Source organism: Pseudacidovorax sp. 1753, from assembly GCF_040544975.1.
In the GTDB taxonomy this organism is placed as follows: Bacteria; Pseudomonadota; Gammaproteobacteria; order Burkholderiales; family Burkholderiaceae_C; genus Xenophilus.
In genome coordinates this window covers 252,281-277,734 of record NZ_JBEPKY010000004.1, presented here as the reverse complement: position 1 = coordinate 277,734, position 25,454 = coordinate 252,281, and the positions used below count along the sequence as shown (strand labels likewise).

Here is a 25,454-nt window from a genome sequence, read left to right as displayed (position 1 = left end):
CCGGCCGGCGTCAGTGCCCGGCCGGCGCGCCATGCCCCGGCGCCGCCCGCACCCGCGCCACCTGCGCGGGCAGGTCGGCCCAGGCCGGCGCCTGCGGGGCGAAGCGGGCGCGCATGTAGCCCGCCAGTTCGGCGACCTGCGCATCGTCCAGCGCGTCGCGGAAGGCGGGCATGAAGCCGATGTCCCGCGTGGGCGGCGTGCGCACGCCGTCGAGGATGGTGCGGATCAGGTTGTCGGGCCGGGTGCTGGTGAGCTGGCTGTTGAGGGCCAGCGGCACGTTGGCGCCCAGCAGCGTGGGGCCGTCGCCGTCGTGGTGGCAGGCGGCGCAGGCCGACTCGAACATGCGCTGGGGCGCGCCCAGCAACGCACCCTGCCCGGCCGCGGCACGCTGCACCGCCTGCGTGGCGATGGCCTGCGGATCGGCCGCGGGCGCCGGGTTGAAGCTGGCCAGGTAGGTGGCCATGGCACGCACGTCGGTGTCGGGCAGCTCCTGCAGCCCGTGGACGACCTCGGCCATGGGCCCGCCCGCGATGCCGTGCCGCGGCGAATGGCCGTGGCGCAGGTAGGCGTAGAGGCTGTCCGCATCCCAGGGCACGGCGTTGGTGGAGCGGGCCGTGAGGGCCGGCGCCTCCCAGCCGTCGATCAGCGCGCCGGACAGGAAGTCAGCGCCGGCTTTCTCCGCACCCAAGGTGTTGCGCGGGCTGTGGCAGGCGGCGCAGTGGCCCAGGCCGTTGACCAGGTAGGCGCCGCGGTTCCATTCGGCGCTCTGGCCGGCGACGGGCTGGTAGGGCGTGGCGTCGTGGAACAGGCCGTTCCAGCCGGCCATGAGCGGGCGCAGGTTGAAGGGGAAGCGCAGGTCGTTGGCCGGCATGAGGGCCGGACCGCCATCCTCGCGCGCGCCGGCCTTCACCGGCGGCAGGGACATGAAGTAGGCGTAGAGCGCCTGCAGGTCGTCGTCGCTGGTCTTGGCGAAGGCGGTGTACGGGAAGGCCGGGTACAGGTGGCGGCCGTCGCGCGAGATTCCCTCACGCATCGCGCGCTGGAAGGCGGTGAAGGACCAGCGGCCCAGGCCCGTCTCGGCATCGGGCGTGAGGTTGGTCGTGTGGATCGTGCCGAAGGGGGTGTGCATGGCCCGGCCACCGGCATTCGGCAGGCCGCCGTCGGCCGTGTGGCAGACGGCGCAGTCGCCGGCCGCGGCCAGTTGGCGGCCGCGTTCGATGGTCTGGGCGCTGTAGGCGGGTGCGCTGAAATTGACGGGCGCGATGGCCGGCCGCCAGCCGAGCAGGCCCGCCACCGCGCCGATGGCGCCGACGAGCAGGCCGGCAATGAGGGCCGGCCAACCTTTGCGACGCGGGGCGAGGGTCTGGCTCCTTCCCCCGCTGGGGGAAGGCTGGGATGGGGGCTGCGGCGCTCGATCAGGCGACGGCGTGGTGGACTGGCCCCCACCCCCGCCCTCCCCCAGCGGGGGAAGGAGTGAAGACAGCGCCGCCAGCACCTTCTCCGGCGTGAACGGCGGCTCGCGCAGACGCACGCCCGTCGCATCGAAGATGGCATTGGCGATGGCCGCCGTGCCCGGCACCGAGGCCGATTCGCCCGCGCCCAGCGGCGACTCGCCGGGGCGCGGCATCTGCAGCACCTCGATGACCGGCACCTCGCGGAAATGCAGGATCGGATAGCTGCCCCATTCGCGCGCGGCGACCACACCCGCAGGCGGCATGCCGGGCAGTGGCGTCTTCATCGGGAGCTGGGAGGCCGCACTGCCGGCCGGCGGCGCGGCGGGCGCGAAGCGCACCTCCTCCTTCAGCGCGCGGCTGGTGGTCTGGATGACATTGCCGTGCACCTGGTGCTCGACGCCGGCCGGGTTGACCGTCAGACCCGCATCGTGGCCGACGACCACGCGGCGCACATGCACCTCGCCGGTCCGGCGGTTGACCTCCACGTCGGCCACCCAGGCCGCCCAGGCCGCGCCGAAGCCGGGCCACTTGCTGTGGATGTAGCGGGCGTACGCGAAGCCCTGTCCAAAAAGGATGTCGCCCCCCGGGCCCACCCGGGACTGCACCGGCCGCGAGGGATGGTCCCCATGCGCATCCTCCTGCGGCCCGGTGCGCCAGCGCCAGCCGGCTTTCTGCGCCGTGGCCTGGATCAGCTCGCGCGCCCGCTCGTCGGGCAGGTGGCGCAGACGGAACTGCACCGGGTCCACGCCCGCGGCCGTGGCCAGCTCGTCGATGAAGCTCTCGTGCGCGAAGGAATTGGGCAGGGCCGAGACGCCGCGCAGCCACGAGGCGCGCACGATGGGCGCCATGTCGCGCACCTGCACCCGCAGGTGGTCGTAGGCATAGGGCGGCCGCGCGGTGCGGTCGCCCATCTCGTAGGCCTGGGCCAGCGGCTCCACGGTGCGGGTGAGCAGCAGGGCCAGTGTGGGCGCACCGTTGCTCGGGTAGCTGGTCTGGAAGTCGTAGGCCGCGATGCCGCCTTCGGGCGACAGGGCGCCGGCCACTTCCATCAGTTGGGCCGTGCCCTTGGGCTCCCACAGGTGCTCCTGCTCGCGGCTGAGCTGCACACGCACCGGCGCGCGGGCCGCGCGGGCCAGCAGCGCGGCATCGGCCGCCACGTCGTCGGCGCCGTTGCGGCCGTAGCAGCCGGCGGCCTCCAGGCGGACCACGTCGACTTCGACGTCCTGCAGGTCCAGCAGGCGGGCGAGGTCGGCACGCAGCACATGGGGGTTCTGCGTGCCGGCCCAGCAGCGCAGGCGCACGCGGCCGGGTCCGGCGCTGGGCCCGCCTTCGCGGCCGGCGCCCTTCTGGCCGTCACCTGCGCCACGCCCATCGGCGCCGCCCTGGCTGCTGCCGTCGCCGTCGTCCGGCTCCCACTGCGCCACCGCGCATGAAGGCCCGATGGACGCATGCAGCTGGTACGGCCACAGGTAGGTGCGGCGCAGCGTGCCCTCGCCCGCCAGGGCGGCCTCGACATCGCCCTCGTCCACCAGCGTGCGCGTGGTGGCGGGGTTGGCGCGGATGGCATCCGCCACCTTGCCCGCGCCAGCCAGATCGGGCATGCCGGGCCAGGCCTTCCAGCGGACGCGCAGCTCGCGCATGGCCTGCTCGGCGTGTTCCTCGCGCTCGGCCACCACGCCGACGAAGTCGCGGATGACCACCACGGCGCGGATGCCGGGGATGTGGGCGATGGACGACTCGTCCACCGACTCCAGCGTGTTGCCGATGAAGTCGCCATGGTCCGCGCCGGCATAGGGCGGGCGGATCACGCGGCCGTGCAGCATGCCGGGCAGGCGCATGTCGTGCACGAAGGCCAGCTCGCCAGCCAGCTTGGCGGGGATGTCGATGCGCGGCTGCGGCGTGCCGACGATGCGGTAGTCCTGGGGACGTTTGAGCGGCGTGGTCGGGTCCAGCCGCAGCAGGGTGCGCTGGCCGGCCAGCAACTCCGCGAAGGGCAGCGCCACACCCTCGGCCACGATGCGTCCGCCGTCGATGGCGAGTTCGTCCGCCGGCCGGCCGAGCCGCTCGGCGGCGCGCGCCAGCAGCCACTGCCGCGCCTGCGCCGCCGCCAGCCGCAGCGGTTGCGCATGGATCTGGATCGACGCGCTGGCAATGGTGGCGCCCTGGTTGGGCACCTGCGCCGTGTGGCCCAGCGCCATGGCGATGCAGGCCATGGGCACGTCCAGTTCCTCGGCCACGATCTGGGCCAGGGCCGTCTGGATGCCCGTGCCCAGGTCCACATGGCCGTTGAGGGCCGTGACGCTGCCGTCGTCCCAGACGGCGAGCAGGACTTCGTCGCCCTCCGCCGGATTGCCGGGCACGGCGGCGGGCTGGCCCTTGGCGGGCGGCGGCGGGAGCGGCGTGTCGCGCACGACGACCAGCACGCCCTCGGCGCCGAGGAAGTCGGCGCGCGTGCGGGGCTGGGCGGCGCGGCGCGGGTCGGCGGTCAACGCGGCGCCTCCGGCATGGCCGCGGCGCCGAGCCGGGCCGCGGCCAGGCTCACCGCACGCAGGATCTCCACATGCGTGCCGCAGCGGCACAGATTGCCCGACAGCTCGCTGCGGATGCGGGCCTCGTCGGCCTGCGGCTCACGCGCGAGCAGTGCCGCGGCCTGCATCACCATGCCGTTGAGGCAGTAGCCGCACTGGGCGGCCTGCGCCTCCTCGAAGGCCTGCTGCACGGGATGGAAGTGCCCGCGCCGGCCCAGGCCTTCCAAGGTGGTGATGGCGCGCCCCGCCACGCCATGCGCGGGAATGACGCAGGCCCGCGCCGCGGTGCCGTCCACATGCACCGTGCAGGCGCCGCACTGGCCCAGGCCGCAACCGTACTTGGGCCCGTTCAGGCCGAGGTCGTTGCGCAGCAGGTGCAGCAGCGAGGCCTGGCGTGGCACCTCGCCCGCGAAGGGCTGGCCGTTGACGGTGAGCTGAAGCGCGGGCAAGGCAGGTCGCTCGAACCTTCTCAGGCGACGTCGGCCGACTGGATGCGCTTGACGCCCTTGGCCTGCATCTGCTGCCAGGCCTTGGCGAGCGAGCCGTTGAGGTCGATGGCGCGGGTCGCGTCCTCGATCACGTAGACGTTGAAGCCGGCGGCCCGCGCGTCGAGCGCCGTCCAGGCCACGCAGAAGTCCGTGGCCAGGCCCGTGACGTACACGGTCTTGATGCCGCGCGCCTTGAGGTAGCCCGCCAGGCCGGTGACGGTCTTGCGGTCGGCCTCCTGGAAGGCGGAGTAGCTGTCCACGCCCTTGTTGTAGCCCTTGCGGATGATGAGCTGGGCGGTGGGCAGCTTCAGGTCCTTGTGCAGGGCCGCGTCGTCGGTGCCCTGCACGCAGTGGTCGGGCCACAGCACCTGGTTGCCGTAGTTCAGCTTGATGCTGTCGAAAGGCTTGGTGCCGTTGTGGGCGCTGGCGAAGGAGGTGTGGCCGGGCGTGTGCCAGTCCTGCGTGACGACGATGTTCTGGAACTTGGGCGCCAGCGCGTTGATGACGGGCACCACGTCGGCGCCGCCCTTGACCGGCAGCGTGCCGCCATCGACGAAGCAGTTCTGCACGTCGACCACGATCAGCGCGGCCTGGGCGCTGGGGCTGATCTTCTTCGCGTCGGCCGCCAGCAGCGGCGGCGCGATGGCGGCCGCGCCGAGGGCGGCGGCGGCCTGCAGGAAATGGCGGCGTGGGTTGGCGGTGCGCAGCATGGTCATCATCGGTCCCTCCGAGGACAGGTTTGGAAATCAGACGCTGAGGTAGGCCCGTCGCACTTCATCATTGGCCGCCAGCTCGTCCATGGTGGCCTGGTAGCGGATCTGGCCTTTTTCCAGCACGTAAGCACGGTCCGAGACGAGTTCGGCGAAGTGCATGTTCTGCTCCGACAGCAGGATGGACACGCCCTGGGCCTTGAGCTCCAGGATCATCTGCGCCATCTGCTCCACGATGACCGGCGCGACGCCTTCGGAGGGCTCGTCGAGCAGCACGAGGTAGGGGTTGCCCATGAGCGTGCGCGCGACGGTGAGCATCTGCTGCTCGCCGCCGCTCATGCGGCCGCCGGGGCGGTCGGGCATCTCGCCGAGGTTGGGGAAGAGCTTGAACAGCTTCTCGGGCGTCCACAGCGGCGCGGCGCCGCCGTCGGCCCATTGGCGGCCGGCCTGGCGGCCCACTTCGAGGTTCTCCATGACCGTGAGGTCGGTGAAGACACGCCGGTCCTCGGGCACGAAGCCCAGGCCCAGGCGGGCGGCGTGGTGCGGCTCGGTCTTCGAGATGTCGTGGCCCAGGAAGCGGATGCTGCCGCGGCGCTTGGCGAGCATGCCCATCAGGGCCTTGAGCGTGGTCGACTTGCCGGCGCCGTTGCGGCCCATGAGGGCGACGACTTCGCCGCGGCGCACTTCCAGGTCCACGTCGTAGAGGATCTGGGCAGCGCCGTACCAGGCGCAGAGGGACTTGGCTTCGAGCAGGACGGGCGGGGTGCTCACTGGTGGGGCCTTGTTGTGGGTGTCGTTGCGAACGGTGGGAGCGTCCGGTTCTGAATGACTTTCGCAGTGGTGCGCGTGCTCGCAGCTTCACTGGCGGTGGGGGCGGCGCGGCGGGGCCGGGCTGCCAGGGGCTCAGACGGTGGCGGTCGATGCTGCGCATCGACTCCGCTGCGATGCGCGGTCAGGGGGCGCGTCGCATAACTCGCTGCGCTGCCTGCGGCAGCTCCGCTCAGACAAATGCGACAAGTCAGATCACGAAGCGCGCGTGTCTTCGCACGCGCGCCGCCCCCTGCCCTGCGCTTCTCGCCACCACCGAAATCGCCCCTGGCAGCCCAGCCCCGCCGCGCGGATACGTTGCGCTCGATGGGGCGCACAACTGCCTGCGCCTCTGGCGAGGCAACAGCGCGAACTGAGGTCGGGGCCGGGGCGCAGGTGGGGGCGGAGGAGGAAGCGCCGATGGGGATGGAGATGGCGGCGAACGCAACGGCCCGCGCCGACGCACGCACATGCACACGCACCTGGGCGCAGGCAGAGGCGGAAGCGCCAGCGTCACCGCCGTCACTGACCACCGCGTGTCCCGCCCTGGTCGGGGCCTGGCCTGGGGCGGCTGCGTGTGCGTCGCCGAGAAGCGCAGGGTGGCCGGGCTGCGGGCCTGCCGGAGGACAGGCCCGCTTCGTGAACTGACTCGCGGCGTTTGTTTGAGCGGAGCTGCCGCAGGCAGCGCAGCGAGTTATGCCGCGGCCCGGCTGCCCGAGCATCGCAGGGGAGTCGGCCCGCTGGGCCGACCGACGAACTCGCAGCCGCCCCAGGCCAGGCCCCGGCCAGGGCGCGCCCCGAACAGTCCCGACGACGAGGCCCAAAAACATCAAGCCGCCTTCTTCTCGAAAGTCTTGCCCGAGCCGAAGTACACCTCCTGCACCTTCGGATGGTCCCGGATCTCCAGCGGCTTGCCTTCGGCGATCAGGCGACCGCGCGCCAGCACGATCATGCGGTCGGCGTACGCGAACACCACGTCCATGCTGTGCTCGGTGAACAGCACCGCCATGCCGCGGTCGATCACCAGCTGCTTGGTCAGCGCCATCAGCGAATTGCGCTCCTTCGGCGCCATGCCGGCCGTGGGCTCGTCCATGAGCAGAAGCTTGGGGTCGTTGGCCATGGCGATGGCCAGCTCCACCCGCTTGACGTCGCCATAGGCCAGCACGCTGCAGGGCCGGTCGGCCTGCGACTTCATGCCCACCTGGTCGAGCAACGCCAGCGCCTCGTCGCGCTTGTGGTCGGACGCCCGCCGCCACATGGCGAACAGCTTGGCGTCGTGCGACAGCAGCGCCATCTGCACGTTCTCGGCCACCGTCAGCGACGAGAAGGTCTCGGCGATCTGGAAGGTGCGGCCCACCCCCAGTCGCCAGATCTCGCGCGGCCTCTTGCCGACCAGCTCGGTGCCGTCCAGCGTGATGGAACCCTGGTCGGCCTTGAGCTGGCCGTTGACCATGTTGAAGGTGGTGGACTTGCCGGCGCCATTGGGCCCGATCAGCGCCAGCAGCTCGCCCTTGGCCAGCGTGAAGCTGATGCCGTCGACGGCCTTCACGCCGCCGAAGGACTTGCCCAGGTTCTGGACATGCAGCAGGGACATCAGAGCACCTCCAGGCCGATGAAGAACACGAAGAAGCAGGACGACAGGCGGCTCATCGCGCACCCTCCCCCGCCGCAGCTGCGGCCTGCATCGGCGCCTTGGCCGCCTCGTCGGCCGCCACATCGTCGCGCCGGCCACGCCACTTGTCGGCCAACTGCTTGATCGAGCCTGCGATGCCCTGCGGGAACAGCAGCACCAGGATCAGGATGATGGCGCCCAGCATGGCACGCCAGTAGTCGGTGTTGCGCGCCACCATGTCGTGCAGCCAGGTGAAGGTGAAGGCACCCACCACCGGGCCGGCCAGCGTCTGGATGCCGCCCAGCAGCACCATCACCAGACCATCGACCGAGCGGCCCACCGCCAGCGTCTCCGGCGAGATGCTGCCCTTGGAATACGCGAACAGCCCGCCCGCCAGGCCCGCCACCGCACCGGCCACCACGAAGGCCGCCCATTGCATGCGCTTGACGTCGATGCCGATGGCGTCGGCGCGCAGCACCGAGTCGCGCCCGGCCCGCAGCGCATAGCCGAAGGGCGAGAACAGCACGCGGCGCAGCCACCACAGGCCGCCGCCCACCAGCACCAGCGTGAGCCAGTAGTAGGCGCGCTTGTCATTGAGCCATTCCGATGGCCACACGCCCGTGAGGCCGTTGCTGCCGCCGGTGAAGCTGTCCCACTGGTAGACGATGGCCCAGGTGATCTGCGCGAAGGCCAGCGTCAGCATGGCCAGGTACACGCCCGACAACCGCACGGCGAACCAGCCATAGACCAGCGCCCCGAGGCCCGCCACCACCGGTGCCAGCACCAGCGTGAGTTCCATCGGCAGGCCGGCGGCGCGCGCCAGCAGCGCCGCGCCATACGCGCCCAGGCCAAAGTACGCCGCATGGCCGAAGGAATGCATGCCCGCCGGGCCCATGATGAAGTGCAGGCTGGCCGCGAAGAGCGCCGCGATCAGCAGGTCGATCATCAACACCGTGGTGTAGGGCGAGCTGGCCGTCAGCACCGGCATGGCGGCCAGCACCAGGGCCAGCACGCCCACGGCCGCCACGTAGGAGCCGCCCGCGCGGCGCAGCGGCTCTTCCTGCATGCCCACATAGCGGCTGGGCGCCTGCGGTCGGCCCATCAGGCCCCAGGGCCGCCAGACCAGCACCGCGGCCATGACCAGGAAGTCGACCACGAGCGTGAGCTTGGAAAAGGAAATGGCGATGCCCGCGATCTCGACCACGCCCAGCCAGATGCACAGGGCCTTGATCTCGGCGATGAGCAGGGCGGCCACATAGGCGCCGGGCAGCGAGCCCATGCCGCCCACCACCACCACCACGAAGGCGGCGCCGATGGTGTTGAGGTCCATCTCCAGCGTGGCGGGTTCGCGCGGCAGTTGCAGCGCGCCGCCCAGGCCGGCCAGCAGGGCGCCCAATGCGAACACGGCGGTGAACAGCCAGGCCTGGTTGACACCCAGGGCGCTCACCATCTCGCGGTCCTGCGTGGCGGCGCGCACCAGCGTGCCGAAGCGGGTGCGGGTGAGCAGCAGCCACACCAGGCCCAGCACGACCGGACCGACGACGATCAGGAACAGGTCGTAGGCCGGGAACTGCCGGCCCAGGATCTCGACCGAGCCACGCAGGCCCGGCGCCCGCGGGCCCAGCAGTTCGTCGGGGCCCCAAAGCCACAGCACCGCGTCCTTGATGACCAGCACCAGCGCGAAGGTGGCCAGCAGCTGGAAGAGCTCGGGCGCCTTGTAGATGCGCCGCAGCAGCAGCACCTCGATGGCCGCACCGAGCACGCCCACCGCGACGGCCGCCAGCGGCAGCGCCACCCAGAAGCCCGCGCCGCCCAGCTTGTCGGCCAGGGTGTAGGCGACGTAGATGCCCACCATGAAGAAGGAGCCATGCGCGAAGTTGACGATGCGCGTCACACCGAAGATCAGCGACAGGCCCGCCGCCACCAGGAACAGCGAGGACGCAGACGCCAGCCCGTTGAGGAGCTGGACGATCAGGCCGGAAAAACTCATGGCAAGGCTCTCTTCAGGGGGCAGCAGTGGTCAGTCCGCGCTGCGCGACTTCTTCACGTCGGCGGCGGGCGGCTGGAAGCGCGCATCGGCGCCGTCGTAGTAGACGTAGTCCACCATCACGCCCTTGCCGCCGTCGTTCTTGGTCTTGCCCACGAAGGCGCCCATGGTCGATTGATGGTCTTCGGCGCGGTAGCTGATCTTGCCGAAGGGGCTGTCCACCTGCAGGCCCTTGAAGGCGGCGACGAGCTTGTCGGCGTCGGTGCTGCCGGCCTTGGCAATGCCGGCGGCGGCCGACTTGATCATCGAATAGCCCACCACCGAGCCCAGGCGCGGATAGTCCTTGAACTTGGCCTGGTAGGCATCGAGGAAGGCCTTGTGCTCGGCGGTCTTGATGCCGTAGTACGGGTAGCCGGTCACGATCCAGCCGTCGGGCGCCTCGTCCTTGAGCGGGTCGAGGTACTCCGGCTCGCCGGTCAGCACGCTGACCACGGTGCGGTCCTTGAACAGGCCACGGGTGTTGCCCTCGCGCACGAACTTCGACAGATCGGCGCCGAACAGCACGTTGAAGATGGCGTCGGGCTTGGCATCGGCCAGGGCCTGCACCACGCTGCCGGCGTCGACCTTGCCCAGCGGCGTGGCCTGCTCGGTGACGAACTCCACGTCGGGCTGCGCGGCCTTCAGCAGGTTCTTGAAGGCGGCCACGGCCGACTGGCCGTATTCGTAGTTGGGGTAGACCAGCGCCCAGCGCTTCTTCTTCTGCTTGACGGCCTCGGGCACCAGCATGGCAGCCTGCATGTAGGTGCCGGGGCGCAGGCGGAAGGTGTACTGGTTGCCGCCCTGCCAGGTCATCTTGTCGGTCAGCGGCTCGCCGGCCAGGTAGAAGAACTTCTTCTGCTTGGCGAAGTCGGCCAGCGCCAGGCCGGTGTTGGACAGGAAGGCACCGGCCAGCACGTCCACCTTCTCGCGCGAGACCAGCTCCTCGGCCATGCGAACGGCGTCGCCCGGGTTGGCGTTGTCATCGCGGGTGATCAGCTCGATCTTCTTGCCGTTGACGCCGCCCTTGGCGTTGATCTCGTCCACGGCCAGCTCCATGCCCTTCTTGTAGGGCTCCAGGAAGGCCGGCTGGGCCTTGTAGCTGTTGACCTCGCCGATCTTGATGACGTTCTGGGCGTGGGCCGGCATCAGCGTGCCGGCAGCCAGGGCCAGCGCCGCGGCGGCACCGAAATGGAGGCGGAAGGGTTGCATGGGGAACTCCTCGTCGGATGGGATGGAAAACCGGGGGAAATGAAGCAGGCGAAGAATAGCCGCGCCGCGTTCAGCGAAGACCGTCCACGCCCTTGATCTCGGACACCTGCAGCCCGCCGATGCGCGGCAGCGGCCGGCCGCTGTCGGTCACCGCCACGGCCACCACGATCTCGCCCGCGCGCGGCGCGTCGCTCACGCGGGCCTCGACGGCGTCGAAATGGCTGCGCACGAAGGCTGCATCCTTATGGCCCAGCGGCACGTCGATGGCCGTGCCCAGCGTGCCCTGCTTCTTGGCCGAAGGCACCAGCGCGGCACCCTTCTCGACCGCCACGCGCAACGGCGCGCCCAGCTTGGGATGCAGGATGGCGGCGGCATGCTCCAGCTCGCCGGCCTCGCCGACGATGGCGGCCTTGCCGTAGCTCTGGGCCTGGCCGGGCTCGATGCCCAGCGCGGCCACGGCCTTCTGGCCGAGCAGGCCGCCGAGCTCCTCGCCGATGGCGATGAGCTCGTCCAGGTTCTCGCTGTAGCGGCCGGCATAGGGGTTGGCGATGACGGCGATGGCGACGGCACGGCGCGTGGGCGGGTCGATGGTCTGACCCATCTCCTTGCGCGTCTCATCGACTTGCACGATCAGTTTGCGAATGTCTGCTGGCATGGGTGCTCCTCGTTCTGCGGGATGTGTGGCCAGCGCCTCAGCGCAGGCCGTTCCATTGGCTGATGTCCTCGGCCTTGAGGCCGCCGACGCGGGCATGCACACGGTAGCCGGTGCTCATGGCGAGGATGAAGACGATCTCGTCGGCCGCAGGCGCGCCGGGCACGCGTACCTCGATGGCATCGAACTGGCCGCGCACATAGCTGGCGTTGATGTTGGTGAGCGGCACATCGAGCGCGGCGCCAGGCGGACCGACCTTCTTGGTGGACGGCACGATGGACAGCGCGTTGCCGGGCTGGCCGCTCTTGGCCTCGCCCTGGCCGGCGGTGTAGGCCGCACGGTCGCCCTTCCAACCCAGCAGCTCGCGCATGGCGTAGCCGCCGGGCACATGCCAGAGGGCACCATGCTCCAGCTCGCCCGCCGCGCCGACGATGGCGCCCTTGCCGTAGGTGGCGATGGCCTCGCGGGGCACGTCCATGGCGGCCAGCAGGCGCTGGGCCATGTCCACGCCCACCGGGTCCAGCAGCGCCATCATGGGCAGGATGTCCGGCTCGTAGCGGCCGGCGAACGGGTTGGCGAGCACGGCTGCGATGGCGCCGCGCACCAGCGGCTGCTCGGCGCGGGGGCCGAACTCGTGGTGGATGTGCTCGACCTGGGTGAAGACGCGGCGGATGTCGATCATCGTGGTGAAGGGGTGTGCAATTCGTTAAGCAAATACTGAACCAACGGCCGGCGCCAGGACGGCCTCGTCGCGTGCCGACAGCACTCTCCATTGCCCTTGGCACACGATCACGGCGGCGTGGATGAGGCCGTGCGACTGCAGTTCCGTCGCGCGTCGCAGCCCCGATTCGACCGCATCGCGCACCACGGTGGTGGGCAGCGGCGGCACCTGCACGGTGACGGGCAGCGCACCGAGGTCGCTGTCGTCCTTGCATTCGTTGGCGGGGCAACGCTCGATGGCGGGGTGGTCCGCATCGACGGCGTTGGCGACGATGGATGCCGCCGCATCAGCCTGCGCGGCAGTCGCCGCCAGGATGGTCACGCTGTCGGCGATGCCCAGGGAGAAGCTGCGGCCGCGCCAGCCACTGGTGGCGATGCCCCGCACCGGGTCTGCGGCGGCAACGCGGAACTGCCCGTCGGTGCGCAGGCGCTCGGCGTCGCGCGGGTCGAAGCGGGCGAGGTCCGCGTAGAGGCCGACCCGCACCTCGGTGCCGGGCGCGAGATGCAGTGCGATGTCACCGCCGTTGTTGATCCAGGCCCGCGCAATGTCAGGCCGCTGGTAGAAGGCGATCAGCTCCTGCGCCACCGAGCCCGCCACGGCCGCCATCGGCGTAATGAAGGCGGGCAGGAAGGGCAGGCAGGCCGCCTGCATGCGTCGCGCCACGGGTCCATGCAGGCTGGCATGCTCGGATACCGGGCGACGCAGCGCGGGCAGCTCGGCCACCAGTTCGTCCAGCAGGCCTTCGAAGCGCGCCCAGGCCGCCTCGTGCGCCTCGGCCACGGTGCGCGGCTCGCCCTCGGCCTGGACCACGAGGTCCATGGGACCGTGGTGCCAGTGCCAGCGCTGGGCATCGAGGGCTTGGCGTTGGGCGGGCATGCGTGGCTGCGGCGCGAGAGATCAGCCCAGCATGGGCTTGTGGCCCAGCGGCCACGGGTTGTCGCTGGCCTGGCCGACAAAGCGGCGAGCAAGCGGCGCGCCGTCGTCCTGCCAGGCGCCGCGGCGCAGTGCCTGCTCCAGCGACATCACATGCTCCATGTGGCCACCCAGGTCTGCGTAGTCCTGCAGCCGCATGCTGAATTCGATGGGCGCGATGATGGCCGGCGTGGGCACGGTGCCGAAGCTGTTGTCGGGCATGCGCATGACATCGGCCATCACCGTGATGCCACCCCCTGGCCACACATAGGCCGGCGCGCCGCCGCAGGTCACGTTGACCAGCGCGCGCTTGATCGCCCGCGTGAGCAGGATCGGGTTCTCGGTCACGCCCGCACGCAGACTGCCGCCCGCGCCGCCCAGGAAGAGCACCGTGGTAAGCGAGGGCTCGCAGTTCTCGCCGATGCGCTCGACCACCTTGCGCACGGCTTCGGGCATGGGCTGCGGCACGGGGCGCAGCGCGTCGTCCAGCACGTACCACTCGGCCTGCTCGCCGGTGGTGGAGGTCATCAGCAGCTTGAGGCCCGGCCTGGCCACGCCGGGCTCCCAGCCTTCGATGATGGCCAGCGGGTCGGCGATGTCGGTGCCGCCCCAGCCACTGCCCGGATTGGCGACCTGGAAGTAGCGTCCGGGCGTGGACTTGCGCCCACGCATCTGGATGCCCGAGGGCGGCATGGCCAGGCAGCGGCCGGCCTGGTGCTCGGTGAGCACGCCGGTGATGTGGTCGTCGACCACCACCACCTCGTCGGCCAGGCCCAGCAGCTGCTTGGCGAAGATGCCCACCGTGGCCGAGCCGCAGCCCACGCGCATGCGCTGCTCTTCGACGCCGTTGACGATGGGCGCGCGGCCGGCCTGGATCACAAGGCTGGCGCCGCCGTCGATGGTGCATTCGGCCGCCTGCTTGTTGCACAGCCGCTGCATCATCTCCAGCGTCATGCGGCCTTCCTTCTTGCTGCCGCCAGTGAGGTGGTGCACGCCGCCCAGCGACAGCATCTGCGAGCCGTACTCGGCCGTGGTCACATGGCCCACCACCTCGCCCTTGTAGCGCACGTTGGCCTGCTCGCTGCCGAGGAAGCGGTCGGTGTCGATCTTCACCTTCACGCTGCAGTAGCTGAAGATGCCTTCGGTGACCACGGTGACCATGTCCACGCCCTGCGCCTTGGAGGCCACGATGAAGGGCGCGGGCTTGTAGTCGGGGTAGGTGGTGGAACTGCCGATGCCGGTGACGAAGACCTGGTCGGCCAGCAGCAGGTCGCCGTTCCAGTCGTCCTGCGGTGCATCGGCCGCGGCGGCTTCGACGGTGTCGGCCGCCGGCCGGGCGAAGGGCACCAGGGCCGGCTCGGGCGAGTCGAGCTCGCGCCGCAGCATCACCACCGGGTCGGTGCGCACCAGCACGCCCTCGCGGTTGGCGTAGCGGTCGCATGCGCCGGTGCGGCCTTCGGAGATCTGGCACAGCACCGGGCAGGCATTGCATTCGACCTTGCTCGTGCTCATGCGCTCGTTGCGCGCGGGGGCGCGGCCCAGGCCGTCGGGCGTGGTGGGCAGGGCCGGCACGTCGATGCCGGGCAGGCCGTCGGTCTTGGTGTGTTCTGTCATCGTGGGCTTTCGTGCAACGCGGCCTGTGTGTGCAACAAGCATGCCGGAAATCGGCTTGGCGGCGATGCACCGTTTGTGTAGCATCCGCTCCATATTCATGTTGTGATCGCTACATGAAACGAATCTAGCGGCCCGGCGCGATGCTTGCATGGGTGTTTTCCAGAGTGCACGACTCCCCTTCCTGGTGCGTCGTGAACGAAAATGGGCAGCACCAGCCAGTGGCGCCGCAAGCCTGATGCGCATGCCCTCGTGCCACCCGCCAGCTTCCCTTTCATTTGGTTATTAGCTTATGAGTGCCTTCGCCGAAGAACGCGTCCTGACCGTCCACCACTGGACCGACCGCCTGTTCAGCTTCACCACCACGCGCGACCCTGCCCTGCGCTTTTCCAACGGGCACTTCACGATGATCGGCCTCAAGGTCGACGGCAAGCCGCTGCTGCGTGCCTACAGCATCGTGAGCGCGAACTACGAGGAGCACCTCGAGTTCCTGAGCATCAAGGTGCCCGACGGCCCGCTCACCTCCCGGCTGCAGCACATCAAGGTCGGCGACACCATCGTGGTGGGCCGCAAGCCCACAGGCACGCTGCTGATCGACTACACCCTGCCCGGCAAGCGCCTGTACCTGTTCGGCACCGGCACCGGCGTGGCGCCCTTCCTGAGCGTGATCCGCGACCCCGAGACCTACGAGAAGTTCGAGAAGGTGATCCTGGTGCACGGCGTGCGCGAGGTGGCCGAGCTGGCCTACCACGACACCATCACGCAGGACCTGCCGCACCACGAGTTCCTGGGCGAGATGGTGAGCGAGCAGCTGCTGTACTACCCCACCGTCACGCGCGAGCCCTTCCGCAACCAGGGCCGCATCACGGACCTGATCACCAGCAACAAGCTCACCGACGACCTGGGCCTGCCGCCGCTCAACCCCGCGGAAGACCGCGTGATGCTGTGCGGCAGCCCGATGCTGCTGGCCGACATGAAGCTGATCCTGGAGCAGCGCGGCTTCCACGAAGGCAACACGACCACCCCCGGCGACTACGTTGTCGAACGTGCCTTTGTAGAGAAGTAACCCAGGTGGCCACGCGCAAGACGCCCGCCAAGCCGCAGCGCAAGACCGGCGTGCGCGAGGCGCAGGCGCAGGCCTCGCGCGAGGCCATCCTGCGTGCGGCCACCAAGGTGTTCGCCAGGTACGGCTACGAGGGCGGCAGCGTGGAGAAGATCTCGCGCGCGGCCAAGTCGTACGACCGGATGATCTATTACTACTTCGGCAGCAAGGAAGGCCTGTTCGTGGCCGTGCTGGAGGGCATCTACCAGCGCATGGACGAGGCCGAGGCCGCCATGGCGCTGGACATGGCCCGCCCGGTCGAGGCGCTGACCGAGGTGATCCGCTTCGTGCTGGGCTACTACCGGCGCAATCCCGACTTCGTCACCCTGCTCAACACCGAGAACCTGCACAAGGGCCGGCACATCGCCAAGTCGGTGCGCGCGCGCGAATACTCGTCGCGGGCGGTGGCGGTGATCGCCTCGATCCTGGAAAGCGGTGCGGCCCAGGGCCTGTTCCGTCCCGACCTGGCCGCGCGCGACGTGTACCTGCTGATCGCGGCGACGGGCTACTTCTACATGTCCAACCGCTACACGCTCGCCAGCTTCCTGGGCGAGCAGCTCGATGCGCCCGACGCCGCCCAGCACTGGGAGGTCTTCGTGACCGAGACGGTGCTGCGCGCAGTGCGGCAGGACGACACGAACGAATCCCCATCCCCCCACGACAAGGACATCCAAAAATGGCAGAAGTCGCCGCCGCCGGCAAGTCGGGCAAGGTCGTCATCCAGAACATAGGGCTGCTGCTCTCGGGCGACATCGACCAGCCCATCCTGCAGGCCGACACCATCGTGGTCGAGGACGGCCTGATCGCCGCCGTCGGCCGCTACAAGGATTGCGATGTCGAAGGCGCCACCACCGTCATCGACGCGCGCCAGACCTGCGTGGCGCCGGGCCTGATCGACAGCCACGTGCACCCCGTGGCCGGCGACTGGACGCCGCGCCAGAGCCAGCTCAACTGGATCGAGTCCAGCATGAATGGCGGCGTCACCACCATGATCTCCGCCGGCGAGGTGCACTACCCCGGACGGCCCAAGGACATCGTGGGCCTCAAGGCCCTGGCCATCACCGCGCAGCGCGCCTTCGACGCCTTCCGCCCCGGCGGCGTGAAGGTGCTGGCCGGCGCGCCGGTCATCGAAAAGGGCATGGTCGAGAGCGACTTCAAGGAACTGGCCGAGGCCGGCGTCGGCCTGCTGGGCGAAGTGGGCCTGGGCAGCGTCAAGGCCGGCTACGAGGCCAAGGAGATGGTGGCCTGGGCCCGCAAGTACGGCATCCAGAGCACCATCCACACGGGCGGCCCGTCGATCCCGGGCTCGGGCCTGATCGACAAGGACGTGGTGCTGGAGGCCGACGCCGACATCATCGGCCACATCAACGGCGGCCATACCTCGCTGCCCGAGGCGCATGTGTGCGAGCTGTGCGAGAAGAGCACCCGCGGCATCGAGATCGTGCACAACGGCAACGAGCGCGTGGCCATCGCGGCGGCCAGGGCGGCGCTCGAACTCAAGTGCCCGCACCGCGTGATCCTGGGCACCGACGGCCCGGCCGGCTCGGGCGTGCAGCCGCTGGGCATCCTGCGCATGATCGCCATGCTCTCGTCGCTGGCCAACATCCCGGCCGAGCTGGTGTTCTGCTTCGCCACCGGCAACACGGCCCGCATGCGCAAGCTCAACTGCGGCCTGATCGACAAGGGCTATGCGGCCGACTTCGTCTTCCTGGACCGCGCCCAGCACACGGCCGGCCGCACGCTGCTCGAAAGCGTGCAGCTGGGCGACCTGCCGGGCGTGGGCATGGTGATGATCGACGGCATCGTGCGCTGCGGCCGCAGCCGCAACACGCCGCCCGCCACGGAAGTGCCCGTGGTCGTGTCCGGCGCGCATTGAGTCGGCGCGCCGCCCGGCTCAGCGTCTGAAGACCAGGTAGCGCGCCGACAGGTAGTTGACGCCCATGCCGGCGATGCTGCCGGCGGCCACGCCGAGCAGCGGTGCCGCCGGGCCCTGCAGCGCATGCAGCACGGCCACGTAGGCCGCGTAGTTGACGAGGGCGCCGCCCAGCATGGCGGCGAGGTAGCGCAGGTATTCGTGCCACAGCGGCAGGCGCCGCGCGCCATCGGCAAAGGTGAAGCGCCGGTTGATCAGCCAGGTGGCCGTGGCCGCGCCCCAGAAGGACAGCACCCGCCCCGCATACCAGCCCACATGCGGCGCCAGCAGGTACAGCAGGCCGGCATCGACGGCGAAGCCGATGACGCCCGCGATGCCGAAGCTCAGCAGGCGGCGCAGCAGCGGGCCGGAGATCACCGCAGCACTTTCGCCGGACCAGCCGGGCGGACGTTCACTGCACGCTCGCCGGCGTTGCCAGCCGCGCCGCGCCGGGAATGGCGAGGTAGGCGATGCGCTTGACCTCGCGGCGACCCAGCGTGACGGTGCGCAGCACGGCGCCGCAGCTGGCCGACAGCATGGCGGCGAGCATCAGGCCGGTGGCCAGCACCGCGGTGGGCAGGCGCGGCACCAGCCCGGTGTGCAGGTAGGTCAGCAGCAGCGGGAAGGCCAGGCCCAGCGAGGCCAGCGCCAATACCGCCGTCACGATCATGAAGAACAGCAGCGGCCGCTCGCTCACGAACAGCTTGGTGATGGTGACCAGGATGCGCCAGCCGTCGCGGTAGGTCGACAGCTTGCTTTCCGAGCCTTCGGGACGCGCGAGATAGCGCACCGGCAGCTCGTCCCAGGGCATGCGCAGTTCCAGCGCATGCACCGTGAGCTCGGTCTCGGTCTCGAAGCCCTGCGACAGCGCCGGGAAGGACTTCACATACCGGCGCGAGAAGACGCGCAGGCCCGACAGCATGTCGCTGAACTCTCCGCCGAAGAGCTTGACCACGGCCCCCGTCAGCATGCGGTTGCCGAGGCGATGGCCGCGGCGGTAGGTCTGCGCGTCTTGTTGATCGTCCTGCCGGGCGCCCACCACCATGTCGAGGTTGCCCTGCACCAGCATGTCGATCATCTCGGGCAGCCGGGCCAGGTCGTAGGTGGCGTCGCCGTCGACCATGATGTAGATGTCGGCCTCGACGTCGGCGAACATGCGCCGCACCACGTTGCCCTTGCCGCGCAGGCGCACGGTGGTCACCCGCGCCCCATGGGCCCGGGCCACGGCGGCGGTGTCGTCGCTGGACGCGTTGTCGAACACATGCACCTGGGCCTGCGGCAGATGGGTGCGGAAGCCTTCGATCACCTGGGCGATGGCCAGGGCTTCGTTGTAGCAGGGAATGACGGCGGCAATGCGCATGCGGGCAGATCGGTGGTGGTGACGAGGCAGCGGAAGAGCGGCCGAGGCATCAGGACGGGTCCGGGACGATCCGGTACGCCTTCACGCCATCGCGCTCGACCAGCAGCTTGAAGTGGTGCTCGAAGCCGGGCTTGCCATCGACATAGGGCCCGAGCGCCGTCTGGACGACGATGGTACCGAAGCCGTGCTGCACCAACTTGCGCGCCATCTCGGGGGCGGGCAGCAGCAGGAAGTCGACGTAGCGGTAGGGACCGAACACATCGCCCCAGACCGGGTTGGGCGCGAAGTAGATCGCGTCGCTCAGACCCACCTGATAGAGGCGGCCGGGCTGCGGATGCGCGCGCAGCCAGCTCAGCACCACGTAACCCGGCACGTTGCGGGCCAGGAAGGCCTCGCGCGTCTCGGGCGTGGGCGCGATCTGGCGGACGTGGTTCCACAGCCGCACCCCGCCGGCGACGACGAGCACGGACAGAAGGGCGACGCCGAGCCCGGCCACCGACCGGGCGCGCGCCCGGTCGCCGACGTGCCGCTGCAGCGCGGCAGCGGCCCAGCGCCACAGCTGGCACCAGCCGATCGCGCCCAGCCAGGCCAGGATCGGGAACGAGGCCGCCATGTAGCGCGGATAGCGCGAGGTGGCCAGCCACACCAGCACCGACCAGGCGCCGAACAGCGCCGCGGCGCGCACCGCGGGCCGCGTCTTCCAGACCGCCGCGAAGGGCACCAGCAGCGCCGGCCACAGCATGACGTTGGGCAGGGCTGCGTGGGCACGCACGTCGTCGACCTGGCGCTGGTAGTCGTCCAGGCTCCAGTTGGTGAAGCCGAACACCTTGGCGCCGATGGGATTGAACGGATCGCCCGTCTGCAGCCAGTTGCGGCCGAACCAGTAGAGGCACGGCAGCAGGAAGCAGCCCAGGGCCAGGAGCCAGGGCCCTGGCCGGCGCTCGCGCCAGGCCACGCACACGGCCACCAGCGGCAGGAAGGTGAGCGCCTGGTACTTGCTGCCCGCCGCAACGCCCAGGTAGAAGGCGGCCAGGCCCAGCCAGCGCGCCGGCCGCCGCGGCTGCGCCGGCGTGACCGGCGTGCTCCACCACAACCAGAGCACGGTGAAGGCCGCCACCACGAACAGCGCCACGCCCATGTCGATGAGGGCGTTGAAGAACTCGCCCATCATCAGCCACACCGCCGCCGCAATCGCGGCGCAGATGCGGTCGGTGTGCGTCACGGCCAGGCGCCACACCAGCGCAGCCGCCAGCCAGCCGCCCAGTGCATGCAGCAGGTGCGGGAACACGTCGCCCGCCAGCGGCAGCGCGGCCGCATAGAGCAGGTCGTAGTTGTAGGGGAACCAGGGGTAGCGCAGCCAGTCGTGAATGCCCAGCGCGCCGCTCTCCGCCACCTGCCGCGCATAGGGCAGGTGGTACATCATCTCGTCGAAGGCATGCGGCGGTGCCATCGGCTCGAACAGGCTGATGACGAAGGCCCCGATGGCAACCACGGTCGCCACGCGCTCGGCGCGGCCCAGCGGCGGGCCCGGCGGCAGGGTCAGCAGCAGCCGCCACTGGGCAGGCAGGCGCCAGAGGGCCAGCACGAGCCCGATGGCCAGCAGCGCCAGAGTGCCCGGCGGCCGCAGCGCGCCCGCGACGCCCAGCGCCTGCAGCGCCACGATCGCCAGGCCGAGGCCGGTGGCGGCGGACAGCGCCATGCGCAGCCAGGGGTCGTCGCGCCCCGGCGTGCCGGGCGCGCCAGCCCACAGCCGGCGCATGACGGCATCGCCCGCACCCCAGAGCGCCAGCAGCACCACGGCCAGGCCGAGCAGGTGCACGGCCGTGAAGCTCAGCTTCTGCAGCAGGAGAAGAATGGCAGCCTCCGCTTCAGAGGTTCGGCGCCAAGAGCCGCTCTAGCTCGGATTCCGCGAGCCGGCGACGTGCTGCCTGGTCCTGCAGCTGGTCGTGCCCGATCTTGCCGACGTTGAAGTAGGTGCTCTCGGGATGGCTCAGGTAGAAGCCGGACACGCTGGCCGCCGGCGTCATCGCCAGCGATTCAGTCAGGCCCATGCCGATCTCGGCGCACTGCAGCAGCTCGAACATCGGTCCCTTGACGCTGTGATCCGGGCAGGCCGGATAGCCCGGCGCCGGGCGGATGCCGCGGTACTGCTCCTTGATCATCTCGTCATTGCTCAGCTGCTCGTCGGCGGCATAGCCCCAGAGGTCCAGGCGCACGCGGTGGTGCAGCGCCTCGGCAAAGGCTTCGGCCAGGCGGTCGGCCAGGGCCTTGAACATGATGGCCGAGTAGTCGTCCAGGTCGTCGAGGAAGTACTTCTCGCGCTTCTCGGCGCCGATGCCCGCCGTGACGGCGAAGGCGCCCACGTAGTCGGCCACGCCCGAATCGCGCGGCGCCACGAAGTCGGCCAGGCAGCGGCTGGGGCGCATCACGCCGTCCACCGCCTGCTTCTCGGTCTGCTGGCGCAGGCCGTACCAGGTGAGCAGCGGCGTCTGGCGCAACTCGTCGGCATACAGCACGATGTCGTCGTCGCGCTCGGTGTTGGCCGGCCAGAACCCCACCACCGCATTGGCCGTGAGCCAGCGGCCTTCGATCAGCCGCTGCAGCATGCGCTTGCCGTCGCTGAACACGCGCTGGGCCTCGGTGCCGACGATCTCGTCCTTCAGGATCTGCGGGAAGGGCCCGGCCAGGTCCCAGGTCTGGAAGAAGGGGCCCCAGTCGATGTACTTGGCCAGGTCCGCCAGGTCGTAGTTGCGGAACATGCGCCGGCCGATGAACTTGGGCTTGGGCGGCTGGTAGCCCGTCCAGTCGATGGGCGTCTTGTTGGCGCGCGCCTTGGGCAGCGGCCACAGCGGCACCTGCTTCTTGTTGGCATGCTGCTGGCGCACCTTGTCGTAGTCGGCGTTGAGCTCGGCGATGTAGTTCGCCGCCTGCTCCGACAGCAGGCTCTGCGCCACGCTCACGCTGCGCGAGGCATCGGGCACGTAGACCACGGGGCCTTCGTAGTGCGGGGCGATCTTCACGGCCGTGTGCACCCGGCTGGTGGTGGCGCCGCCGATCAGCAGCGGGATCTTCTTGACGCGGAAGTGCTCGTCCTTCTGCATCTCGCCGGCCACGTACTGCATCTCTTCGAGGCTGGGCGTGATCAGGCCCGACAGGCCGACGATGTCCGCGCCCTCGACCTTGGCGCGGGCCAGGATCTCGTGGCACGGGACCATCACGCCCATGTTCACCACCTCGAAGTTGTTGCACTGGAGCACGACGGTGACGATGTTCTTGCCGATGTCGTGCACGTCGCCCTTGACGGTGGCGATGACGATCTTGCCCTTGCTGCGCACGTCGCGGCCCGCGGCCTCGTCGCGCTTCTTCTCTTCTTCGATGTAGGGAATGAGGTGGGCCACGGCCTGCTTCATCACGCGGGCGCTCTTGACCACCTGCGGCAGGAACATCTTGCCGGCGCCGAACAGGTCGCCCACGATGTTCATGCCATCCATCAGTGGGCCTTCGATGACGTGCAGCGGCCGGCCGCCCGGCTGGGCCACGATGGCCTGGTAGGCTTCTTCGGTGTCCTCGACGATGAAGTCGGTGATGCCGTGCACCAGCGCGTGGGCCAGGCGCTCGTCCACGGACTTCGGCTGTTCGGGCGTGCCGCGCCATTCGAGCTTCTTGCTCTCGTCCTTGGCGCCGCTGCGGGCGGTCTCGGCGATCTCGACCAGGCGCTCGCCGGCGTCGGGGCGCCGGTTGAGCACCACGTCTTCCACGCGCTCCCGCAGCTGCGGCTCGAGGTCGTCGTACACGCCCACCATGCCGGCGTTGACGATGCCCATGTCCATGCCCGCCTGGATGGCGTGGTACAGGAAGACCGTGTGGATCGCCTCGCGCACCGGGTCGTTGCCGCGGAAGCTGAAGCTCACGTTCGACACGCCGCCCGACACCTTGGCGCCCGGCAGGTTGGCCTTGATCCAGCGCGTGGCCTCGATGAAATCGACGGCGTAGTTGTTGTGCTCCTCGATGCCCGTGGCCACCGCGAAGATGTTGGGGTCGAAGATGATGTCCTCGGGCGGAAAGCCCACCTCGTCGACCAGCACGCGGTAGGCCCGCTCGCAGATCTCGATCTTGCGGGCATAGGTGTCGGCCTGGCCCTGCTCGTCGAAGGCCATCACCACGGCGGCGGCGCCGTAGCGGCGGATCAGCCGCGCCTCGTGCTTGAACTTGTCCACGCCCTCCTTCATGGAGATGGAGTTGACGATGCCCTTGCCCTGGATGCAGCGCAGGCCGGCCTCGATCACCTCCCACTTGGAACTGTCCACCATGATCGGCACGCGCGCGATGTCGGGCTCGCTGGCGATCAGGTTCAGGAAGCGCACCATGGCCGCCTTGCTGTCGAGCATGGCCTCGTCCATGTTGATGTCGATCACCTGGGCGCCGTTCTCCACCTGCTGGCGGGCCACGGCCAGTGCTTCCTCGAACTGGCCGTTCAGGATCATGCGGGCGAAGGCCTTGGAGCCCGTGACGTTGGTGCGCTCGCCGATGTTGACGAACAGCGTGCCCGCGTCGATGACGACCGGCTCCAGGCCGGACAGCAGCATCGGGGGAACGGAAGGGGCGGAGGAACTCATGGACGGCACACCTGGGGGCGGGAATCAGGTGAGCGTCGTTGCAGCCGGCGCCTGGCGGCCGGCGTCCGGTCCCGCCAAGCCTCACGGTCCGGGCCGCTCGGGCGCCACCGCAGGTGGTGTGCCGGGGCCCGCCGTTGCAACGCTCCTTGCGCGGGGAGCGCGGATTTTATAGGGCTCGACCCGGGATAACCCCGAAAGACCGGCGCGCACCCCGGCCTCCGTCAGCGCGGCGCGGCAGCCCTCAGGTGGCGCTGGCCGGCCGTGCGGCCGCCGAGGCGGGCAGCCCGAACACCGCGTCGAACACCCAGTTGAAGACGAAGGTATAGACCAGGAAGAACACCACCAGCGCCAGGTCCATCACCAACGCGTCCCACAGGCTGATCTCCAGCCACCAGGCGATGGTGGGCACCAGCAGCATCACCAGCCCGCCCTCGAAGCCGATGGCATGCGCCACCCGGCGGCCCAAGCTGCGGCCGCGCTTGGCCTGGCGCGCCTCCCAGCGCTCGAACAGGGTGTTGAACAGCAGGTTCCAGGCGATGGCAATGGCCGAGGCCATCACCGCCACCACGCCGGAATGGCCCACGCCCTGCCCCGACATCCAGGCCAGCCCCAGGCTGGCCACCACGATGGCGATGCCTTCGTAGAGGCTGATGTAGACGACGCGGCGCTTGATGCCCTGCATGGCTTTCTTCTTTCTGTCTGCTCGAAACACGTTGGATGACGGTGTCACTTTATTTCTCCCGCACTGACACATAAAGTCAGCTTCTTTCAGATTTACTGAAAGATCGGCATGCTCAACAGCGACGACGTCGCCCTCTTCCTCGCGGTGCTCGACCACGGTTCCTTCTCGGCGGCCGCCCGCGCCTTGCGGCGCGTGCCCTCGGCGGTGAGCATGGGCATCGCCCAGCTCGAGGCCGAGCTGGACCTGCCGCTCTTCGACCGCAGCGGCCGCGAACCGCGCCCCACCGCCGCCGCCCGCTCGCTGGAACCGCAGGCCCGGCTGCTCGCCGCCCAGCTCAAGGCGCTGGAGGTGCAGGCGCTGGCCCTGACGCAAGGGCTGGAGGAGCGGCTGACGCTCGCCATCGCGCCGGAACTGCTGAGCGGCCCCTGGAGCCAGCCGCTGGCCGCACTGGCGCAGACGCATCCATCCCTGGAGGTGGAGGTGCTCGCGGCCCCGCAGGCCGACGCGCTGGCCCTGCTGCACAGCGGCCGGGCGCAGCTCGCACTGGTCTTCGAGCGGCCCAGCCTCGATGGCCGCGAGGGCTTCCAGGAGGTGGCGACCGAGACGCTGGTCGCCGTGATGGCACCCGACCATCCGGTGCTGGTCGCCGCCGGCGGCCGCCTGCGCGAGCAACACCTGATCGACACCCGCCAGATCGTGGTGGCCGGCCGCGACCCGGCGCAGCGCGATCCGCGCACCGTGTTCGCCCGTCACACCTGGCGCACCGACAACGCGCTGGCGGCGCTGAGCCTGCTGACGGCCGGCCTGGGCTGGGGCTGGTTGCCCCGGCCCTCCGTGCAGCCGCATGTGGCGGCGGGTGCGCTGGTGGAGATCCCCTTCGAGAACCTCAGCAACCGGCTGGACCTGTGGGTGGATGTGGTCTGGTCCAAGGAGCGGCCGCTGGGGCTAGGGGCGCGGCAGGTGATCGAGGCGCTGCGGCGCAAGCGGCCAGACGAGGAGGAACGCGACGGAAGCTGAAGGCGCTCATCCTCCCAGCGGCCTGGCCCTTCGGA

At 70.0% G+C, this 25,454-nt stretch carries 20 protein-coding genes; 4 read left to right on the top strand and 16 right to left on the bottom strand.

Going from position 1 to position 25,454, the window contains the following annotated elements; all coding sequences use genetic code 11:
* Positions 1-10: 10 nt before the first annotated feature.
* From ABIC63_RS07050 to ABIC63_RS07000, 11 genes are all read right to left on the bottom strand, one after another.
* A complete protein-coding gene (locus tag ABIC63_RS07050; RefSeq protein ID WP_354319198.1) occupies positions 11-3,943 on the bottom strand; it encodes a molybdopterin cofactor-binding domain-containing protein in 3,933 nt (1,310 codons plus the stop codon).
* Positions 3,940-4,431, bottom strand: coding sequence for a (2Fe-2S)-binding protein (locus ABIC63_RS07045; protein WP_354319197.1), 492 nt, complete (start codon positions 4,429-4,431; stop codon positions 3,940-3,942). Before ABIC63_RS07045 ends, ABIC63_RS07050 begins: the two co-directional genes overlap by 4 nt.
* 20 nt (positions 4,432-4,451) lie before the next feature.
* Positions 4,452-5,186 carry a bifunctional nicotinamidase/pyrazinamidase gene (gene pncA, locus ABIC63_RS07040; protein WP_294376771.1) on the bottom strand — a complete coding sequence of 245 codons (735 nt, stop codon included), beginning with the start codon at positions 5,184-5,186 and terminating at the stop codon, positions 4,452-4,454.
* Between the two features lie 30 nt (positions 5,187-5,216).
* Entirely contained in the window at positions 5,217-5,951 is a 735-nt protein-coding gene (locus ABIC63_RS07035) for an ABC transporter ATP-binding protein (RefSeq protein ID WP_234193469.1), read from the bottom strand.
* Positions 5,952-6,816: 865 nt separating this feature from the next.
* Positions 6,817-7,581, bottom strand: coding sequence for an ABC transporter ATP-binding protein (locus tag ABIC63_RS07030; protein ID WP_354319196.1), 765 nt, complete (start codon positions 7,579-7,581; stop codon positions 6,817-6,819).
* Between the two features lie 52 nt (positions 7,582-7,633).
* Complete coding sequence (locus ABIC63_RS07025) at positions 7,634-9,589, bottom strand: ABC transporter permease (protein WP_354319195.1); 1,956 nt, start codon at positions 9,587-9,589, stop codon at positions 7,634-7,636.
* Positions 9,590-9,619: 30 nt separating this feature from the next.
* On the bottom strand, positions 9,620-10,834 hold the full coding sequence (locus ABIC63_RS07020; protein ID WP_354319194.1) for an ABC transporter substrate-binding protein: 1,215 nt from the start codon (positions 10,832-10,834) through the stop codon (positions 9,620-9,622).
* Between the two features lie 70 nt (positions 10,835-10,904).
* Positions 10,905-11,489 (bottom strand): amino acid synthesis family protein, encoded by a 585-nt coding sequence (locus ABIC63_RS07015; protein WP_294365982.1) that lies wholly within the window; start codon positions 11,487-11,489, stop codon positions 10,905-10,907.
* 37 nt (positions 11,490-11,526) lie between these two features.
* A complete protein-coding gene (locus ABIC63_RS07010; RefSeq protein ID WP_354319193.1) occupies positions 11,527-12,168 on the bottom strand; it encodes an amino acid synthesis family protein in 642 nt (213 codons plus the stop codon).
* 24 nt (positions 12,169-12,192) lie between these two features.
* The gene (locus ABIC63_RS07005; RefSeq protein ID WP_354319192.1) at positions 12,193-13,083 is read right to left on the bottom strand and encodes a UPF0280 family protein; all 891 of its coding nucleotides are present in this window, start codon (positions 13,081-13,083) and stop codon (positions 12,193-12,195) included.
* Positions 13,084-13,104: 21 nt separating this feature from the next.
* Positions 13,105-14,733, bottom strand: a complete 1,629-nt coding sequence (locus ABIC63_RS07000; RefSeq protein ID WP_354319191.1) for a 6-hydroxynicotinate reductase — start codon at positions 14,731-14,733, stop codon at positions 13,105-13,107.
* Between the two features lie 289 nt (positions 14,734-15,022).
* Here ABIC63_RS07000 and ABIC63_RS06995 point away from each other — a divergent pair, with 289 nt between their 5' ends.
* The 3 genes from ABIC63_RS06995 to ABIC63_RS06985 are packed head-to-tail and all read left to right on the top strand — an operon-like array spanning position 15,023 to position 17,708.
* Positions 15,023-15,796: a ferredoxin--NADP reductase gene (locus ABIC63_RS06995; RefSeq protein ID WP_017758775.1), complete on the top strand. Its 774-nt coding sequence runs from the start codon at positions 15,023-15,025 to the stop codon at positions 15,794-15,796.
* A 5-nt stretch (positions 15,797-15,801) separates the two neighbouring features.
* A complete protein-coding gene (locus ABIC63_RS06990) occupies positions 15,802-16,563 on the top strand; it encodes a TetR/AcrR family transcriptional regulator (protein ID WP_294366010.1) in 762 nt (253 codons plus the stop codon).
* Complete coding sequence (locus ABIC63_RS06985) at positions 16,509-17,708, top strand: amidohydrolase family protein (protein ID WP_294366012.1); 1,200 nt, start codon at positions 16,509-16,511, stop codon at positions 17,706-17,708. Before ABIC63_RS06990 ends, ABIC63_RS06985 begins: the two co-directional genes overlap by 55 nt.
* 18 nt (positions 17,709-17,726) lie before the next feature.
* Here the strand turns inward: ABIC63_RS06985 and ABIC63_RS06980 are convergent, their stop codons facing one another.
* From ABIC63_RS06980 to ABIC63_RS06960, 5 genes are all read right to left on the bottom strand, one after another.
* Positions 17,727-18,122 (bottom strand): GtrA family protein, encoded by a 396-nt coding sequence (locus ABIC63_RS06980; protein WP_234193479.1) that lies wholly within the window; start codon positions 18,120-18,122, stop codon positions 17,727-17,729.
* Between the two features lie 34 nt (positions 18,123-18,156).
* Positions 18,157-19,104 carry a glycosyltransferase family 2 protein gene (locus ABIC63_RS06975; protein WP_294366017.1) on the bottom strand — a complete coding sequence of 316 codons (948 nt, stop codon included), beginning with the start codon at positions 19,102-19,104 and terminating at the stop codon, positions 18,157-18,159.
* Positions 19,105-19,153: 49 nt separating this feature from the next.
* Positions 19,154-20,923 carry an ArnT family glycosyltransferase gene (locus ABIC63_RS06970; protein WP_354319190.1) on the bottom strand — a complete coding sequence of 590 codons (1,770 nt, stop codon included), beginning with the start codon at positions 20,921-20,923 and terminating at the stop codon, positions 19,154-19,156.
* 49 nt (positions 20,924-20,972) lie between these two features.
* Positions 20,973-23,690, bottom strand: coding sequence for a methionine synthase (gene metH, locus ABIC63_RS06965; protein ID WP_354319211.1), 2,718 nt, complete (start codon positions 23,688-23,690; stop codon positions 20,973-20,975).
* Between the two features lie 271 nt (positions 23,691-23,961).
* Positions 23,962-24,402 (bottom strand): PACE efflux transporter, encoded by a 441-nt coding sequence (locus ABIC63_RS06960; protein ID WP_294366021.1) that lies wholly within the window; start codon positions 24,400-24,402, stop codon positions 23,962-23,964.
* 108 nt (positions 24,403-24,510) lie between these two features.
* Here ABIC63_RS06960 and ABIC63_RS06955 point away from each other — a divergent pair, with 108 nt between their 5' ends.
* Positions 24,511-25,419 carry a LysR family transcriptional regulator gene (locus tag ABIC63_RS06955; RefSeq protein WP_354319189.1) on the top strand — a complete coding sequence of 303 codons (909 nt, stop codon included), beginning with the start codon at positions 24,511-24,513 and terminating at the stop codon, positions 25,417-25,419.
* The last annotated feature ends 35 nt before the right edge of the window (positions 25,420-25,454 follow it).

Bases quoted from the DNA above. Each gene is read 5' to 3' on its own strand.
- ABIC63_RS07030 (WP_354319196.1), bottom strand. From the start codon at position 7,581: ATGTCCCTGCTGCATGTCCAGAACCTGGGCAAGTCCTTCGGCGGCGTG.
- ABIC63_RS07000 (WP_354319191.1), bottom strand. From the start codon at position 14,733: ATGACAGAACACACCAAGACCGACGGCCTGCCCGGCATCGACGTGCCG.
- ABIC63_RS07025 (WP_354319195.1), bottom strand. From the start codon at position 9,589: ATGAGTTTTTCCGGCCTGATCGTCCAGCTCCTCAACGGGCTGGCGTCT.
- pncA (WP_294376771.1), bottom strand. From the start codon at position 5,186: ATGACCATGCTGCGCACCGCCAACCCACGCCGCCATTTCCTGCAGGCC.
- ABIC63_RS07005 (WP_354319192.1), bottom strand. From the start codon at position 13,083: ATGCCCGCCCAACGCCAAGCCCTCGATGCCCAGCGCTGGCACTGGCAC.
- ABIC63_RS07020 (WP_354319194.1), bottom strand. From the start codon at position 10,834: ATGCAACCCTTCCGCCTCCATTTCGGTGCCGCCGCGGCGCTGGCCCTG.
- ABIC63_RS06955 (WP_354319189.1), top strand. From the start codon at position 24,511: ATGCTCAACAGCGACGACGTCGCCCTCTTCCTCGCGGTGCTCGACCAC.
- ABIC63_RS06995 (WP_017758775.1), top strand. From the start codon at position 15,023: ATGAGTGCCTTCGCCGAAGAACGCGTCCTGACCGTCCACCACTGGACC.
- ABIC63_RS07010 (WP_354319193.1), bottom strand. From the start codon at position 12,168: ATGATCGACATCCGCCGCGTCTTCACCCAGGTCGAGCACATCCACCAC.
- metH (WP_354319211.1), bottom strand. From the start codon at position 23,690: ATGCTGCTGTCCGGCCTGGAGCCGGTCGTCATCGACGCGGGCACGCTG.
- ABIC63_RS07015 (WP_294365982.1), bottom strand. From the start codon at position 11,489: ATGCCAGCAGACATTCGCAAACTGATCGTGCAAGTCGATGAGACGCGC.
- ABIC63_RS06975 (WP_294366017.1), bottom strand. From the start codon at position 19,104: ATGCGCATTGCCGCCGTCATTCCCTGCTACAACGAAGCCCTGGCCATC.
- ABIC63_RS06985 (WP_294366012.1), top strand. From the start codon at position 16,509: ATGGCAGAAGTCGCCGCCGCCGGCAAGTCGGGCAAGGTCGTCATCCAG.
- ABIC63_RS06960 (WP_294366021.1), bottom strand. From the start codon at position 24,402: ATGCAGGGCATCAAGCGCCGCGTCGTCTACATCAGCCTCTACGAAGGC.